The sequence below is a fragment of the Mycolicibacterium sediminis genome (assembly GCF_010731735.1).
Taxonomy (GTDB): Bacteria; Actinomycetota; Actinomycetes; order Mycobacteriales; family Mycobacteriaceae; genus Mycobacterium; species Mycobacterium sediminis.
The window spans coordinates 1,441,847-1,456,539 of record NZ_AP022588.1 but is presented as its reverse complement, the minus strand read 5'-3'; the positions used below and the strand labels follow the sequence as shown (position 1 = coordinate 1,456,539).

17 protein-coding genes are annotated in these 14,693 nt (G+C 69.2%); 3 read left to right on the top strand and 14 right to left on the bottom strand.

The window, feature by feature from the left end; genetic code table 11:
• Nucleotides 1-3: 3 nt before the first annotated feature.
• The 6 genes from G6N64_RS07070 to G6N64_RS07045 all read right to left on the bottom strand — a co-directional run bounded on the left by G6N64_RS07070 (nt 4) and on the right by G6N64_RS07045 (nt 6,564).
• On the bottom strand, nt 4-1,527 hold the full coding sequence (locus tag G6N64_RS07070) for a tripartite tricarboxylate transporter permease (RefSeq protein WP_163796229.1): 1,524 nt from the start codon (nt 1,525-1,527) through the stop codon (nt 4-6).
• 13 nt (nt 1,528-1,540) lie between these two features.
• Entirely contained in the window at nt 1,541-2,137 is a 597-nt protein-coding gene (locus G6N64_RS07065) for a tripartite tricarboxylate transporter TctB family protein (RefSeq protein ID WP_246230995.1), read from the bottom strand.
• Nucleotides 2,138-2,140: 3 nt separating this feature from the next.
• On the bottom strand, nt 2,141-3,157 hold the full coding sequence (locus tag G6N64_RS07060; RefSeq protein WP_163796228.1) for a tripartite tricarboxylate transporter substrate binding protein: 1,017 nt from the start codon (nt 3,155-3,157) through the stop codon (nt 2,141-2,143).
• A 154-nt stretch (nt 3,158-3,311) separates the two neighbouring features.
• On the bottom strand, nt 3,312-5,108 hold the full coding sequence (locus G6N64_RS07055) for an acyl-CoA dehydrogenase (protein ID WP_163796227.1): 1,797 nt from the start codon (nt 5,106-5,108) through the stop codon (nt 3,312-3,314).
• On the bottom strand, nt 5,105-5,878 hold the full coding sequence (locus tag G6N64_RS07050) for an SDR family oxidoreductase (protein ID WP_163796226.1): 774 nt from the start codon (nt 5,876-5,878) through the stop codon (nt 5,105-5,107). Before G6N64_RS07050 ends, G6N64_RS07055 begins: the two co-directional genes overlap by 4 nt.
• Complete coding sequence (locus G6N64_RS07045) at nt 5,875-6,564, bottom strand: TetR/AcrR family transcriptional regulator (protein ID WP_163796225.1); 690 nt, start codon at nt 6,562-6,564, stop codon at nt 5,875-5,877. The genes G6N64_RS07050 and G6N64_RS07045 overlap by 4 nt, the downstream gene beginning before the upstream one ends.
• A 147-nt stretch (nt 6,565-6,711) precedes the next feature.
• Between G6N64_RS07045 and G6N64_RS07040 the strand changes: the two genes are divergently transcribed.
• Nucleotides 6,712-6,825: a hypothetical protein gene (locus tag G6N64_RS07040; protein WP_174266930.1), complete on the top strand. Its 114-nt coding sequence runs from the start codon at nt 6,712-6,714 to the stop codon at nt 6,823-6,825.
• Here the strand turns inward: G6N64_RS07040 and G6N64_RS07035 are convergent.
• The 5 genes from G6N64_RS07035 to G6N64_RS07015 are packed head-to-tail and all read right to left on the bottom strand — an operon-like array spanning nt 6,822 to nt 10,686.
• Nucleotides 6,822-7,250 (bottom strand): MOSC domain-containing protein, encoded by a 429-nt coding sequence (locus tag G6N64_RS07035; protein WP_246230994.1) that lies wholly within the window; start codon nt 7,248-7,250, stop codon nt 6,822-6,824. The two genes, G6N64_RS07040 and G6N64_RS07035, sit on opposite strands and share 4 nt — an antisense overlap.
• A 5-nt stretch (nt 7,251-7,255) precedes the next feature.
• Complete coding sequence (locus G6N64_RS07030) at nt 7,256-7,969, bottom strand: dienelactone hydrolase family protein (RefSeq protein WP_163796223.1); 714 nt, start codon at nt 7,967-7,969, stop codon at nt 7,256-7,258.
• 47 nt (nt 7,970-8,016) lie between these two features.
• Entirely contained in the window at nt 8,017-8,811 is a 795-nt protein-coding gene (locus G6N64_RS07025) for an ABC transporter ATP-binding protein (RefSeq protein ID WP_163796222.1), read from the bottom strand.
• Nucleotides 8,795-9,823 carry a taurine ABC transporter substrate-binding protein gene (locus tag G6N64_RS07020; RefSeq protein ID WP_163796221.1) on the bottom strand — a complete coding sequence of 343 codons (1,029 nt, stop codon included), beginning with the start codon at nt 9,821-9,823 and terminating at the stop codon, nt 8,795-8,797. The genes G6N64_RS07025 and G6N64_RS07020 overlap by 17 nt, the downstream gene beginning before the upstream one ends.
• A complete protein-coding gene (locus tag G6N64_RS07015; RefSeq protein WP_163796220.1) occupies nt 9,823-10,686 on the bottom strand; it encodes an ABC transporter permease in 864 nt (287 codons plus the stop codon). The genes G6N64_RS07020 and G6N64_RS07015 overlap by 1 nt, the downstream gene beginning before the upstream one ends.
• Nucleotides 10,687-10,878: 192 nt before the next feature.
• On the opposite strand from G6N64_RS07015, the gene G6N64_RS07010 reads away from it, so the two are divergent.
• Entirely contained in the window at nt 10,879-11,901 is a 1,023-nt protein-coding gene (locus tag G6N64_RS07010) for an iron-containing redox enzyme family protein (protein WP_163796219.1), read from the top strand.
• 63 nt (nt 11,902-11,964) lie between these two features.
• Here the strand turns inward: G6N64_RS07010 and G6N64_RS07005 are convergent, their stop codons facing one another.
• Complete coding sequence (locus tag G6N64_RS07005; protein ID WP_163801494.1) at nt 11,965-12,135, bottom strand: CDGSH iron-sulfur domain-containing protein; 171 nt, start codon at nt 12,133-12,135, stop codon at nt 11,965-11,967.
• 23 nt (nt 12,136-12,158) lie between these two features.
• Nucleotides 12,159-12,845, bottom strand: coding sequence for a HemK2/MTQ2 family protein methyltransferase (locus G6N64_RS07000; RefSeq protein WP_163796218.1), 687 nt, complete (start codon nt 12,843-12,845; stop codon nt 12,159-12,161).
• 505 nt (nt 12,846-13,350) lie between these two features.
• Here G6N64_RS07000 and G6N64_RS06995 point away from each other — a divergent pair.
• The gene (locus tag G6N64_RS06995; protein WP_163801493.1) at nt 13,351-14,169 is read left to right on the top strand and encodes a SigB/SigF/SigG family RNA polymerase sigma factor; all 819 of its coding nucleotides are present in this window, start codon (nt 13,351-13,353) and stop codon (nt 14,167-14,169) included.
• A gap of 51 nt (nt 14,170-14,220) precedes the next feature.
• Here G6N64_RS06995 and G6N64_RS06990 read toward each other — a convergent pair whose 3' ends face one another.
• Nucleotides 14,221-14,622: a hypothetical protein gene (locus G6N64_RS06990; protein WP_163794981.1), complete on the bottom strand. Its 402-nt coding sequence runs from the start codon at nt 14,620-14,622 to the stop codon at nt 14,221-14,223.
• Between the last annotated feature and the right edge of the window lie 71 nt (nt 14,623-14,693).

Sequence of the window (14,693 nt, the reverse complement as noted above, 5' to 3'; positions counted from 1 at the left end):
CGGTCAGACGCCGATTTTCTCAGGCGTACCCACGGATTCGCGCTTCGTCCGGCGGGTCGAGACGACGTGCCGGATCACCGGCAGCAGTGCCAGCACCAGGAACACGGCCAGGATGGTGCCCGAGATGGGCCGGGTGACGAAGCCCGTCGGATCGCCGCCGAAGATCAACAGCGAACGGCGCGTGCTCGATTCGATGATGGAGCCGAGCACGAAGGCCAGCACCATCGGTCCGGGATCGAAGCCGGCCTTCTTCATGAGGTAGCCGATGATGCCGAAGCCCACCATGAGGAAGATGTCGAAGATCGAGTTGTTGATCGTGTAGACGCCGAGGATCGTGATGAGCGCCGTGATCGGCGCCAGGATCGCCGGACGCACGCGCAGGATGCGAACGAACAGGCCCACCAGCGGAATCGACAGGATCAGCAGCAGGATGTTGCCGATGTACATCGAGTTGATGACGCCCCAGAAGACGTCCGGATGCTCGGTGACGAGCTGCGGTCCGGGTGACACGCCGAGGATCAGCAGCGCCCCGAACAGCATGGCCATCGTGGCGTTCGCCGGCAGGCCGATGGTCAGCAGCGGGATGAACGACGACGTGGCCGCCGCGTTGTTCGCGGTCTCGGGTGCGGCGACGCCCTCGATGGCGCCGCGGCCGAACCGTTCCGGCGTCTTGGAGCGGCGCTTCTCCGTCGCGTAGGCGACGATCGACGACAGCACCGCGCCACCGCCGGGCAGCACGCCCAGGACGAAGCCGATGACCGAGCCGCGGCCGATGGCGCCGGAGGACTGCCGTAGCTCCTTGCGCGACGGCCAGACGTTGCCGACCTTCGCGGGCACGTGCGGCTTGCCGTGGCGCGCCTCGAGGTTGTAGAGGATCTCACCGACGCCGAACAGCCCCATGGCCACGACCACGAAGTCGATGCCGTCGGCGAGCTGCAGGCTGTCGAACGTGAATCGCTCTGCACCGCTGAAGGTGTCGCGACCCACGGTGGCGAGCAGCAGGCCCACGGCACCGGCGATCATCGCCTTGAGCTTGTTGCCGCTGCCGATGGTGGCGACCAGCAGGACGCCGAGCAGGGCCAGCGCCGCGTACTCCGGCGGGCCGAAGTCCAGCGCGACCTCCGCCACCACCGGGGCCAGCAGCGTCAGGCCGACGATCGAGATGGTCGCGCCGACGAACGATCCGATGGCGGCGATGCCGAGCGCCGTACCGGCCTTGCCCTGCTTGGCGAGGGCGAACCCGTCGAAGACCGTGACGACCGAGGACGCCTCGCCGGGCAGTCGCAGCAGGACCGACGTGATGGTGCCGCCGTACTGGGCGCCGTAGTAGATGCCGGCCAGCATGATGATCGCCGAGACGGGGTCGATCGTGTAGGTGATGGGCAGCAGGATCGCGATGGTCGCCGCGGGCCCGAGGCCGGGCAGCACGCCGATGACCATGCCGATCAGCACGCCGACGAGACAGTAGAGCAGGTTGGTCGGTTGGACGACGAGCGCGAACCCGTCGACGAAGGCGTTGAAGTCCATGGTCGGCGTCTTTTCAGATCGAGATCAGGTGGGGCAGAGGGATGCTCAACCCGTAGAGGAACAGGAAGTAGAACGCCGTCACCGTGATGAGGCTGATCACCACCGTGTTGCGCCAACTCTCGCCGCCGAGGAACCGCAGCCAGATGACGCACAGCGCCAGCGCCGGGATCTCGAAGCCGGTCAGCGGCAGCATCAGGCCGAACGCGACGAAGGTGACGATGCCGACGACGGGCAGCACGCTGCTGCGGGTGAACGCCTCGCTGTCACCGAGCCCGCGGCCGACGACCAGCAGCACGATCGACAGTGCCGCGATCAGGACGCTGACGACGAAGGGCCACAGGCCGGGTCCGGGCTCGCGCAGGGAGCCGAGCCCGTAGCCGAAGGCCATGACCGCGCCGCCGATGCCGATCGCGGCTCCCACGCACGCGCCGACGATCTGGTAGACCGGTCCACCCGAGGGTGGGCGCTCCTCCTCCATCTCCGCGGCCACCTCGGCCTCGAGTTCGGCGAGGATGTCGCGGGTGTGCGGGTGGTCCTGGGCCGGCCGGTCGTCGGTCTCGTTCGCGGCGCGAGCGGGTCCGCTCCCCTCGGCCGCATCCGTCGCGCTCACGGGTCAGCCCTCGTTGCGCAGGTTGATGTCGTACTGCGCGACCAGATCGGTGTAGCGCTTCTGGTCCTCCTGCAGAGAGGCCGTGACCTCGTCCCCCGACACCTCCATCGGCGTGAGGCTGTTCTGCTTGTTGAACTCCTTGTAGGACTCGGTCTCGAAGGTCGCCTTCAGTCCCTTGACGAGGGCGTCCTTGACGTTCTGCGGGGTGCCCTTGGGCACGGTCATGAAGCGGTACTGGGTGACCTCGACGTCGAGGCCCTGCTCCTTGGCGGTCGGCACCTCGGGCAGGTACTCGATGCGCTCGGGCCCGAACACGGCCAGGGGAGTCAGCTTTCCGGACTGGATGTTCTCGATGGCCTCGCCGACCTGGATGCTGGCGACGTCGACCTGGTTGCCGAGCACGGCGGCCAGGGCCGGCGCCCCGCCGTCGAAGGGCACCGCCTGCGAGCTGACCCCGCTGGTCTTGAACAGCAGCGCGGCCGACAGCTGCGCGCCGGTCCCGACGCCGGTCGTGCCGTAGCGGACGACGCGGGGCGACTTCTCGACGTCGGCGAGGGTGCGGAACCCGCTGGCGGGGCTGGTCACGAGGACGTAGTCGTCACGGGAGATGCCCTGAACGACGTCGAACTCGTCGATCTTGGTGACCTCGTCGGGGCTGACCGCGAGGGGCGTGATGGTGAACAGCGACGCGTTCTGGATGGCGATCTTGGCGCCGTCCGGGGCGGCGTTGGCGACCTCGGCGGCGGCGAGCGCACCGTTGGCGCCCTCGCGGTTGATCACTGGGAACGATGCGCCGAGGTCGTCGGACAGACCCTTCGACACGGCGCGGCTGATCAGGTCGCTCGAGCCGCCGGCGGATGCGCCGACGTACATCTCGACGGTGCCGGACGGGTAGTCGCCGCCGGAGCTGCCGCCGGTGCTGGTCTGGACGCCGCCGCAACCGGTCAGGACGAGGCCGGTGGCGGCCGCGGCCACGACCCCTGCGCGGAGGGAGCGCCTGGTGCGCGCGATGCTGGACATGGAGTCACTCCTCGTTGTGTGATCTGCACGGCATCACAGCTGGCTGTGTCCGTCGTCACTCAACGTAGGCAGGCGAGGCAATACCTGTCCAAGCCACTTTTAGCATCCTTTGATGCTGATCGCGCATAGATGCTGCGTCGGGCGGGGCCTGGGGTCAGAACCAGCCGTCGCGCATGTCGAGCGTGGTCCGGTCCAATCCGGCCAACAGGTCGAACTGCGGTGCGGTCCGCGGCAGCTCGTAGCGGAAGAAGAACCGCGCCGCGGCCCGCTTGCCGTCGTAGAAGTCACCGGCGTGCCCGTCGGCGGCCACGGCCTGCTCGAGCCACATCCACGCCACGACGACGTGCCCGAACGCCTCGAGGTAGATCGCGCTGTTGGCCATCGCGGCATCGACGTCGCCGGCGGCGAACATGGCCGCCGTCACGTCGACCACTCGCTGCCACGACGCGCGGAGGTCCCTCGCCAGTTCGGCGACGTCGCCGCCCACCGAGTCGGCACGGTCGCACGTCGCCGTGACGGCCCGGCCCAACTCGGCCAGGCTCGCACCACCGCGCTGGGTCACCTTGCGGCCCAGCAGATCCAGGCCCTGGATGCCGTTGGTGCCCTCGTGGATGGGGTTGAGCCGGTTGTCGCGGTAGTGCTGCTCGACGTCGTACTCGCGGGTGTAGCCGTACCCGCCGTAGACCTGGATGGCCAGGTCGTTGGCCGCCAGGCACCACTGCGACGGCCAGGCCTTCGCGACCGGGATCAGGATGTCGAGCAGCAGGGTCGTCGCGTCGCGTTCCTCATCCGACTCCGCCGTGTGCTGCAGATCGATCAGCCGCGCGCAGTACAGCGCCAGCGCCATTCCGCCCTCGACGTAGGCCTTCTGCGCCAACAGCATTCGCTTGACGTCGGCGTGCTCGACGATCGGCACCTGCGGCGTCGACGGATCCTTGGCGGTGACGAGCCTGCCCTGCGGCCGCTCGCGCGCGTACTGAAGGGACTTCAGGTAGCCGGTGTAGCCGAGCGCGACGGCACCCATGCCGACGCCGAGCCGGGCCTCGTTCATCATGTGGAACATGTGCATCAGGCCGCGGTGCGCCTCGCCCACCAGGTAGCCGACGGCACCGGGTTCGCCTGCGGGCGTGTGGGTTCCGTCGCCGAAGTTCAGCACGGTGTTCGTGATGCCGCGCTGGCCCATCTTGTGGTTCAGGCCGGCGATGGCGACGTCGTTGCGCTCGCCGATGGACCCGTCCGGGCCGACCAGGAACTTCGGCACCAGGAACAGCGAGATGCCCTTGGTGCCGGGGGGGCCTTCCGGGATCTTCGCCAGGACGAGGTTGACGATGTTCTCGCTCATCTCGTGTTCGGCGCCCGAGATCCACATCTTCGAGCCGAACAGCCGGTAGGTGCCGTCGTCGCGCGGCTCCGCGCGGGTGGTGATGTCGGCCAGCGAGGATCCCGCCTGCGTCTCCGACAGCGCCATCGTGCCGAGGAACCGGCCCGAGAGCATGGGCCGCACGTACTCGTCGACCTGCTCGTCGGTACCGAAGTGCGCGACCAGGTTCGCGTTGGCGATGGTGAGCATCAGGTAGCCGGAGGTCGAGACGTTGGCCGCAGCGATCCAGGCGAATCCGGCCTGCGCGACGCACACGGGAAGCTGTGCGCCGCCGTGCCGTTCGTCGGCGGTCATGCCGAGCAGGTCGGCCTGGGCGAAGGCGTCGATCGCCTCCTTCACCTCGGGGACCACGGTGACGGTCGTGCCGTCGAACGTCGGCTCGTGGGCGTCGCTGGTCTTGTTGTGCGGCGCGAAGTACCGGGTGGCGAGCTGCTCGCACAGGTCGAGGACGCCGTCGAACGTCTCCCGGGAGTGCTCGGCGAAGCGGTCGCGCTTGGTGAGGTCGTCCACCCCAAGCCACTCGTACAGGAGGAAGTCCAGGTCGCGGCGGGAGAGGATGGTCGACTTCATCGGATGGTGCTCACTCCTCCGTCGACGGGGATGACCGTGCCGGTGATGTACGCGCTGGCGCGGCTGGCCAGGAAGACGGCGATGCCCGCCATGTCGTCGGGTGCCCCGATGCGGCCCAGCGGCAGCGCCGAACCCACCGCATCCGAGCCCGCCGCCAGCAGTTCCTTGGTCATGCGGGACTGGAAGAGTCCGGGGGCGATGGCGTTCACCAGGATTCGCGGTGCCAGCTCGCCGGCGAGGTGCCGGGTCAGCATGTGGACGGCGGCCTTGCTGGCGCTGTAGGAGAAGTTGTCGCGGCCCTTCTCGGGGGCGACGATGCCGTCGATGCTGCCGGTGTTGACGACCCGCGCTGGGTCGCCGTCGGTGGCGCCCGCGGTGAGCAGCGGCACCATCGCGCGGGTGAGCAGGAAGACGCCCTTCACGTTGACGTCGAAGACCTTGTCGAAGCCGGACTCCGGGAAGTCCTCGAACGTCGCGCCCCACGCCGCGCCGGCGTTGTTGAACAGGGCGTGGACCGCGTCCTCGCGCTCGCCGACGTAGGACGTCAATGTCGCGACGCCGTCGGCGGTGCCGAGGTCGGCGGACACGGCGTCGACCTGGCCCAGCGGGGACAGCTCGGCGACGGCGGCCTCGAGTTCGGCGGCCTTGCGGCTCGAGAGGTACACGCGCGCACCGGCTTCCAGCAGTCCGCGGGCGATCATCACGCCGATGCCGCGGCCGCCGCCCGTCACGACGGCGACCTTGCCGTCCAACCGAAACAGGTCGCTCATTCCGACCCCGCCGTGGTCGCGACGTCGATGCCCAGGGGCGACTCGCGCCGGACGGTCTCGTCCTTGATCAGGCCGCGCAGCAGTGCCGTGCTGAACTCGACGGCGATCTCCTGGGCACTGCGCCGGCCCTGCGGTCGCAGCCACCGGTACGCGCCGAGCGTCATGCCGATGTAGCCGAGCGCAAGCACGTGGGAGTCGCAGTCGTTGAACTCGCCGCTGGCGATGCCGCGGTCGATGACGTCGCGGACGTGCTCGTAGACCGTGGTCTCGGAGGTCCGGATGTAGGCGACCTGCTCCTCGGTGAACCACTCCGAGATGTAGGGCCCCTCCTGGAAGTAGACGGCGGCGCGCTCGATGTCGCTGGCGATGCCCACCAGCAGCCGGCGGGTGAAGTGGTAGATCGTCTCCCGGGCGGACGCCGTCGGATCGTCGTGCAGGGCACCGACGGTGAAGTCGGCGGCGCTCTTGTAGACGTCGTAGAGGATCAGCGACTTGCTCGCGTAGTAGTGGTAGACCGTCGCCTTGTTGAGGCCGACGGCGTCGGCGACGTCGTCCATCCTGGTGCCGTGATAACCGCGGGCGGCGAACAGCTTGGTGGCGACGGCGAGTAGCTCCTCGCGCCGGGTGGACCCGTTCGCACTCGACGAGCCGCTCGTGCGGAGGGCATCGGATCGTTCGGCGGGCATGGCGACTCACTATAGGCAGGCCGGGACGGTGCCCGGGGACCAATCAACTGGTTGGCCGCTAGTTTATTCACAGGCTCGAATCGGGTACCCGCCGCGTCTGCCCGAGGTCTAGACTCGAGCCAACCGAAGGCCCGTTGCTGGGAGGCACTGATGGATCCGAACCCGGATTACGACGCGAGTGACGAGATCGAATACTTCTTCCAGTTCCTCCCCTGGGGTCTGCGCGGCGTCTACCCGCCCCCCGCGTACCCGCCGGTCTAGTCCGCCGCCACCACCGTCACCTCGTCGCCGACGCTGATCGTCCCCGAGGACAGCAGTCGGCACACCGAACCCGTCCGTCGGCTCAACGCCGCAGCCGCCCCGCGGCCGATGTCGTCGTCGAGCAGTCGGCACGGCGGCGACACCCGCAGCACCTCGAGGTGGACGTCGCCGATCGTCATCCGCGTCCCGGGCTTCGTCGGGATCTCCCCCGCGTCGACCGTCACGTTGCGCCGGGTGCCGCCGCTGTCGATCTCGCGGCCCAGTTCCACGGCGGCGAGGTCCAGCATCTCGCGCGATTGGATGGTGACGTGCATGCGTTTCGTCCCGTGATAGCGGTCGCCCACCAGCCCGCGGTTCTCCTCCGCCTGAACGGACTCGACCGCCTTCACCGGAAGCCGGCGCCCGGGCGCGGTATGGATGGCCACCACCCTCACGACTCGGGTCCCGCGAGGTGCTCGCCGAAGAAGTCGACGATCCTGCGCCACGCGTCGTCGGCCGCCGGCTCGGAGTAGCGGAACCCGGGCACCATCTCGAAGATGCGCAGACGCAGTGGCGCCGAGCGCCAGTCGTTCATGAACGAGTGGCCGACCCCCGGATACTCTTCGACGTCGTGCGCGACCCCGGCGTCCTCGAGCAGTGCCGACAACTTCGCGGCGGCACCCTTCAGCGTCGGATCGTCGGCGCCGTAGCTCGCGACGACCGGGCAGGCCCGTCGCAGGGAGTCGACGTCGGCGGGCCAGTTGCCGTAGTTGGGCGCCGTCGCGACGAACGACCCGCGCGGAGCCAGCACCAGGCACATGCCACCCCCGATGCAGAACCCCACCGCGCCGATCCGGCCCGTGCACCTCGGATCCTCCGCGAGCATGTCGCGCACCGCCTCGACGTCGTCGACCGCCGGGCCGACACCGGTCTTCAGCGAGCGCAGCATGCTCACCACGCAGCGGATGGCGTTGCCGCGGTACAGGTTCGGCGCCGCGGCGAGGAAGCCGGCGGCGGCCAGGCGGTCGGCGTGCCGACGGATGTCGTCGGTCAGGCCGCCCACGTCGTGGATGACCACCACGCCGGGCCACGGTCCGGGGCCGTCGGGCACCGCGAGGTAGCCCGGCAGGTCACCCGTCCGGGTCGCGAACGTGCTGTCGGTCATCGTCGGTCCAGGATGTGCACACATCCCATGATCCACGCGCCGGCGGGTCAGGCGGCGGCGGCCTTGACGGCTCGACCCACCTCGGCGCGCAGCCGGGTGTACTCCGGGGAACGGCGCAGCTCGTCCGGGTCGATGCCGGTGCGGGGCAGGTCCACCGGCAGATCCAGCGCGACCTGGCCCGGTCGACGGGTCAGCACCACGATGCGGGAACCGAGGAACGCGGCCTCGTCGGCGCTGTGCGTGACGAACACCGTGGTGCGACCGGTCTCCGCGCTGACCTGACGGACGTCCTCCTGCAGCCGCTCGCGGGTCAGCGCGTCGAGCGCGGCGAACGGCTCGTCGAGCAGGAACAGCGGCGTCTCCGCGGCCAGGGCGCGGGCGATCGCGACGCGCTGCTGCTGCCCGCCGCTGATCTCCCAGATCTTGCGGCCGGCGGTGCCCTCGAGTCCGACCCGCGCGAGCAGCTGGTCGCGTCGCTCGGTGCGGCGCTCGCGCGGCACGTTCGCGTATTTGAGTGCGAGGTCGACGTTCCCGCCGACGGTGCGCCACGGGAAGAGCCGCGGCTGCTGGAACACCACGCCCGAGGTGACGCCCGGCGTCGGTGCACCGCCGGAGATCTTCACCTCGCCGGACGACGGCTCCTCGAAGCCCGCGATCAGGCGCAGCAGCGTGCTCTTGCCGCAGCCGGACGCGCCGACCAGCACCAGGAACGCCCCGGGCTCCACGTCCAGGTCGACCGGTCCGAGCGCTGTCACCTGATCGCGGCCCTCGCCGTACCGGTGCTCGACGCCCGCGATCCTCAGACCGCCGCGCTGGGTACCGACGTCACTGCTTGAGGGCATCGGGCAGACCCTTGGTGTAGATGGCGTCCTGGAAGGTCTTGAGCGGCGCGGCTTCTGGAATCTGCTTCTGCTCGGCCAGGAACTTCGAGGCACTCTCCAGGTTGGCGGCGATGTTGCCGGGCTTGCCCTCGGATCCGAGCCATTCCGGCGAGGCCACCTCTGCGGGGGTCAGGTAGACGCCCTGCTTGAGCTGTCCCTCGAGATCCTCGGGGGTGAGACCGACCTCGGCGGCGATGGCCTTGGCGGCCGCGGCCGGGTCGTCGGCGATCACGTCCAGGGCACGGGCCTCCTGCTGGCGCCACGCGTCGACGACGTCGGGGTGGGCGTCGGCGAACTCGGTGCGCACCGCGCCCAGGTCCAGCGTCGGCTTGCCGTCCTTCGCCAGCTGGCGGCTGGTGATGAGGTCCTTACCCGTCTTGCGCAGGTCGTTCAGCGTCGGCAGCCAGGTGTACGCGGCGTCGATGTCGCCGCGCTCCCAGGCGGCCAGAATGGCTTGCGGCTGCAGGTCGACGAGCTGAACGTCGCTGGCGGACAATCCGTTCTGGGCCAGTGCGGCCAGCAGGCTGTAGTGCGCGGTCGACGCGAACGGCGTCGCGATGCGCTTGCCGCGCAGCTCGGGGATCGTGTTCACCCCGGATTCGTTGCGCACCACCAGCGCCTCGTTGTCGCCGGCCACGTCGAGGACGAACGCCACCTGGTAGGGAATGTTCAGCGGCGCGGACAGGCCGCGGGCGACGGGGCTGGAGCCCAGCGCGCCGAAGTCGAGTTCCTTGGCAATGAAGGCGGTGTTCACGTCGGCGCCGGAGTCGAACTTGATCCACTTGACGTTGTAGTTCGGCAGCGCCTCCTCCAGCCACTTGTTCTGCTTGACGATGAGGTCGCCGCTCGGGAACGACTGGTAGCCGATCCGGATGGTCTCCTTGGTCGAGTCGCTGCCGGAGTTGTCGACCGCGCAGCCCGACAGTGCGATCGTCGTGACCGCCGCGGCGGCCAGGAGTGCCTTCAGCTTCATCAGATCTTTCCTCTCCAGGGGACGGCGCGCCGTTCAGCGGCGCGAAGTAGACCGTCGATGATCAGGCCCGAGAATCCGATGGCGAAGATGCCGACCAAAACCACGGGGGTGTTGTTGTAGTTGCTCGCGTCCTTGACCAGGCCGCCGACGCCGGGGATGCCGTTGAACAGCTCGGCGGCGACCACGGATGAATAGGCCATGCCGACGGCGAGGCGGATGCCGGTGAACGTCTCGGGCAGCGCGGACGGGATGACGACGTCGCGGATGACCTGCGTGCGGGACGCGCCCAGCGCGCGGGCCGCCTCCTGCAGGCCGACCGGCGCCGACACGACGGCGGCCGTGGTGGCGACCGCGGCGGGCGGCAGCGCGGCGAGGGCCAGCAGCGTGATCTTCGGCGCCTCGTCGATGCCGAGCCAGATCACCAGCAGGAAGAAGTACGCCAGCGGGGGAAGGGCGCGGAGGAAGGTCAGCCACGGCTCGAGCACGCTGCGCACCCAGCCGACCGACCCCATCACCAGGCCCAGCAGCACGCCGAGGACGATGCCGATCACGACACCGGCCAGCACCCGCCGGATCGTCATGTAGAGGTGCTCCCACAGCAGGTAGCCCGCGTAGCCGCGGACGCCGTCGTGCGTGGTGGAGACGTCGATGAAGGCCTGCCACACCGTGCTGGGGTACGGCACGAAGGTCTGATTCCAGATGCCGCTGGCGGCGACGAGCTGCCAGACGCCGCCGAACACGACGACCGAGAGCAGCGGGAGCACGGCCTTGGTCAGCAGCGACCGGCCTCGGCGCCGCGACGTGGGTCTGCCCGGAGAGTCGAGACGCGACTCGTCGGGGGTGATGTCGACGAAAACGGACACTGCCTACCTACGACTTTCGGGAGCTGGTGCTGGACGGGAACGCGGTCAGCGACAGCAGGGGTCGGCGAGCGGTGTCACGCGCATCCCGGTATCCAATCCCACGGCGCGGAAATGGCGTAGACCTGCACTCGTGACGATTTTTAGTCGCCTCCCGAGGGGTTTTGCCGGCACCGGCCCGGGTAGTACCGGGAGGTGACACTTGCTCAACCGACTACGCAACCGCGCCTGCCGAGCGCCCGCGGGCCCCTGTCGTCGACCGTGATCGATCTGGTCGCCGAGCGCGCCCCGCACGGGCACCTGCAGCGCATCGAGACCTCGCTGGGCGACGCCGACCCCTACGGCCTGGATCTGCAACTGGCACTGGCCGTCTGCTACGAACTGCACTACCAGGGCTTCGCGGGCGTCGACTCCCGCTGGGAGTGGAACGCCGGCTTGCTGCACCTGCGCGGCCGCATGGAGGACGCCTTCCTCGCGGCACTGCGCCGCGACGTCGGTCCGATCGAGGCAGACGACGGCGTCGAGGCCGAGATGGCCCGCCTGTCGCTCGAGCCGACGTCGGGTAACGGTCCCACCTGGTTCCTCGGCAGCGAGGGAACGTGGGAGCACATGCAGGAGTACTTCGTGCACCGCTCGATCTACCACCTCAAGGAGGGCGACCCGCACGCCTGGGCGATCCCACGCCTGCGGGGCCGGGCCAAGGCCGCGTTCGTCGCCGTAGAGTTCGACGAGTTCGGCGGGGGCCGGCCCTCCGAGGTGCACCAGCAGTTGTTCGCCGATCTGCTCGCCGCGGTGGGGCTGGACAACTCGTATCTGGGCTATCTCGATTACGCGGTCGCCGAGTCGCTCGTCGCGGTCAACCTGATGTCGCTGTTCGGTCTGCACCGAGCGCTGCGCGGGTCGACGATCGGCCACTTCGCGGCCACCGAGATCACGTCCCCCTCCGGCTCGCAGCGGATGGTGCGTGCGCTCGAGACCTTGGGTGCGCCGGCGGAAGCCATTCGCTTCTACGCCGAGCACGTCGAAGCCGACGCGGTGCACGAGCAGATCGTGCGCGCCGACGTCGTCGGTGACCTGGTGGCGCGCGAACCCGATCTGGAGGACGACGTCGTCTTCGGCATCCGTGCCTTCGAGTTCGTCGAGGATCGCCTGGCCGACCACATGGTGGCGTGCTGGACGGCCGGCCAGACGTCACTGCGCCGCCCACTCGAGGACTGAGTACACGACCAAAGACCACGGTGGGCGACGGAAATCCGTCGCCCACCGTGGTGTCGGTACCCGTCAGTTCTTGGCGCGCAACTTCTTTCGATGGCTGGTGTCGCACAGCGGGTAGATCTTGCTGCGCTTGCACGTACAGATCGCGACCATGAAACGGTCGGACTCCACGACCCGACCGTCCTCCATCTCGATCCGGACCGGGCCCTCGACCATCATGGGACCGGACTTGGCCATGCGCACGACGCGCGCGTCATCGCTCACGGCTTGACCGCAGCGACCACCGCGATGCGCTCGACGCGTCGGCCCGCCTCGAGCCGACCGGTGCGCTCCAGCCAGCCGGCACGTGCCGTCATGACCGGCCCGAACGGAATGCGCTGGCTGGTAACCACTTCCGAGCGCAGTCCCGCGGCCCGCAGGCACTCGACGGTCCGGTCGACGTCGGCGAACTCGGAGTGGACGACGAGCAGCGTGCCACCGGGAGCCAGGAGCTTGGGGGCGTGCTCGCACAGCGGGTCGAGCACCAGTCGCCCGTCGATGCCGGCGTCGAAGGCCAGGGAGGGGCCCGCGGACTCGGGGACCGACGCCGCCTCGTCTTCGTCGACCGGCACGTAGGGCGGGTTGCTCAGCACGAGATCGAAGGGCTTGAACTCGGCGGCCCGGGCCCAGTGCCCGAGGTGGACGTCGACCTCGACGTCCGCGGCGACGGCGTTCGCCCTCGCCGTCCTCACGGCCTGTGCGGAGAGGTCGAAGGCGGTCACCGAGGCCGCCCCGCGCAGCGCGGCCGAGATGGCCACGAAACCGCTGCCGGTGCAGAGGTCGGCGACACGGAGACCGGCGGGAGGCGCATGCCTCTCCATCACGTCGACGAGCAGTTGGGAGTCTTCTTGGGGACGGTAGACGTCGGCGGGAACGAGTTCGACCGGGTAGGAGATCGCAGTGGTCACGTTGGCCTTTCGCGGAAAGAAATGTCCTCGCCGTCGGGCTACAGCGTCGGGAAAATCAATGCCCGCTGCTCAGGGTTGTAAACCTGCCGGTAACACCGGGGGTATCGGTATCGGGTGACGGGGCGTATCGTTGACCACGTCCTCCTGGACACTTCGCCGTTTAGTTAGAAGCGGTCAACGCACGCCGCACCGCGATGGTCCGGCAGCGCCTACCTCGTAGAGTCTCCTGCGAGGCGAGTACCTCGTGTAGACCCACGCGAGTTCTGGCGCCCGCCATCGTTCAGCGACTACGGCAGATCGCCGGTTCCGTTTGAAGACGGATTGATGCAGCCAAGCGCTCCATCACGGCTGCATCAGGACACTCCTAAGGGGTTCGTCCCATGAACGACCACACCCACGTCACCACCGTGACCACCACCTCCGCGTGCGCCGTCGGGGGTACCTCGTGACCATCGAACTCGAAGCCGTGGCCGGCGCCGACACGTTGACCGAGACGTCCGTCGAGATGACGACGATCCACACCATCGACGTCGAGCCCGCCGTACGGGTCGCGCCGGAACGCACCAACGACAACGACGAGTACGCCGACGTCATCGACATGTTCCGGGTGCTCAACACCCTCGACGAGGACTCACCGGCCTTCCGGCGTCAGCGCGACGCCATCGTCACCCGCTGCCTGCCGCTGGCCGAGCACATCGCCCGGCACTACGACAGGCGCGGCGAGGACCTCGAGGACCTGACGCAGATCGCGCGACTGGGCCTGGTCAACGCCGTCAAGCGCTTCGACCCCGAGAAGGGCGCAGGCTTCCTGTCCTTCGCGGTGCCGACGATGATGGGCGAGGTCCGTCGCCACTTCCGCGACCACGGCTGGGCGATGCACGTCCCGCGCCGGCTGAAGGACCGCCACGTCCAGCTCACGCGGGCGATGTCCGACATGACGCAGTCGCTGGGCCGCGCACCGACGCCCAGCGAGCTGGCCGAGTACCTCGGCATCGACCGTCAGGACGTCGTGGAGAGCCTGGTCGCGTCGGCCGCCTACCGCACGCATTCGATCGACGCGCCGATGGGCGGCGGCGACGACGGCGACGCCCGCATGCTCCAGGACACCGTCGGCGGTCCCGACCCGGCCTTCGCCAGGATCACCGACCAGGAGTCGGTGCGGCCGCTGATCGCCGCGCTCCCCGAACGCGAGCGGACGATCCTGTACCTGCGCTTCTTCGACTCGATGACGCAGAGCCAGATCGCCGAGCGGATCGGTGTGTCGCAGATGCACGTCTCGCGCATCCTGGAGCGCACCCTCAAGGAACTCCGCGGCAAGCTCTGACGCTCGAATCCCGCGCCGGCAGCACGGTTTCGGCTGCCGGCGGGGGATCGGTCAGACGGCGTGCGCGGCGCCGCGTCCCGCCTCGAGTTCGCGCAGCGGCGACTGCGGGAGACGCTTGGGCAGTTGACCCAGGGCGTCGCGGGCGTCGCCCAGCGCGTCGCGGGCCGCGGCCGCTGCCTCCAGCGCCAACAGCCGGGTGCGTCGTCCGGTCGCCACGACGCGCAGCCACGGCTGGGCGCGGACGCGCTCGCTGTAGGGCGTGTAGACGTAGATCTCGGCGTCGGTCAGCAGCGGGAGCAGCTCGGTCGACGTCACCTCGCGGTAGACCTCGCCGCACTGCCCGCAGCGCACCTCGTACTCCATTGTGTCCGGGCCACATTCGACGAACGAATAGTCGGCGAATGCGACGCAGCTGGGACAGCGGGTCTTGCCACGTTCGACCACCAGGCTCATGCATGGATCGTCCGCCTCGCCGCGCCCGTACACAGCACCTCGGCCCATGTCGTTGCGCTTCCGGTGCCGGA

Excerpts from the sequence above, each read along its gene's own strand:
- G6N64_RS07070 (WP_163796229.1), bottom strand. The coding sequence starts at position 1,527 with ATGGACTTCAACGCCTTCGTCGACGGGTTCGCGCTCGTCGTCCAACCG.
- G6N64_RS07060 (WP_163796228.1), bottom strand. The coding sequence starts at position 3,157 with ATGTCCAGCATCGCGCGCACCAGGCGCTCCCTCCGCGCAGGGGTCGTG.
- G6N64_RS07055 (WP_163796227.1), bottom strand. The coding sequence starts at position 5,108 with ATGAAGTCGACCATCCTCTCCCGCCGCGACCTGGACTTCCTCCTGTAC.
- G6N64_RS07050 (WP_163796226.1), bottom strand. The coding sequence starts at position 5,878 with ATGAGCGACCTGTTTCGGTTGGACGGCAAGGTCGCCGTCGTGACGGGC.
- G6N64_RS07045 (WP_163796225.1), bottom strand. The coding sequence starts at position 6,564 with ATGCCCGCCGAACGATCCGATGCCCTCCGCACGAGCGGCTCGTCGAGT.
- G6N64_RS07030 (WP_163796223.1), bottom strand. The coding sequence starts at position 7,969 with ATGACCGACAGCACGTTCGCGACCCGGACGGGTGACCTGCCGGGCTAC.
- G6N64_RS07025 (WP_163796222.1), bottom strand. The coding sequence starts at position 8,811 with ATGCCCTCAAGCAGTGACGTCGGTACCCAGCGCGGCGGTCTGAGGATC.
- G6N64_RS07020 (WP_163796221.1), bottom strand. The coding sequence starts at position 9,823 with ATGAAGCTGAAGGCACTCCTGGCCGCCGCGGCGGTCACGACGATCGCA.
- G6N64_RS07005 (WP_163801494.1), bottom strand. The coding sequence starts at position 12,135 with ATGGCCAAGTCCGGTCCCATGATGGTCGAGGGCCCGGTCCGGATCGAG.
- G6N64_RS06995 (WP_163801493.1), top strand. The coding sequence starts at position 13,351 with ATGACGACGATCCACACCATCGACGTCGAGCCCGCCGTACGGGTCGCG.
- G6N64_RS06990 (WP_163794981.1), bottom strand. The coding sequence starts at position 14,622 with ATGAGCCTGGTGGTCGAACGTGGCAAGACCCGCTGTCCCAGCTGCGTC.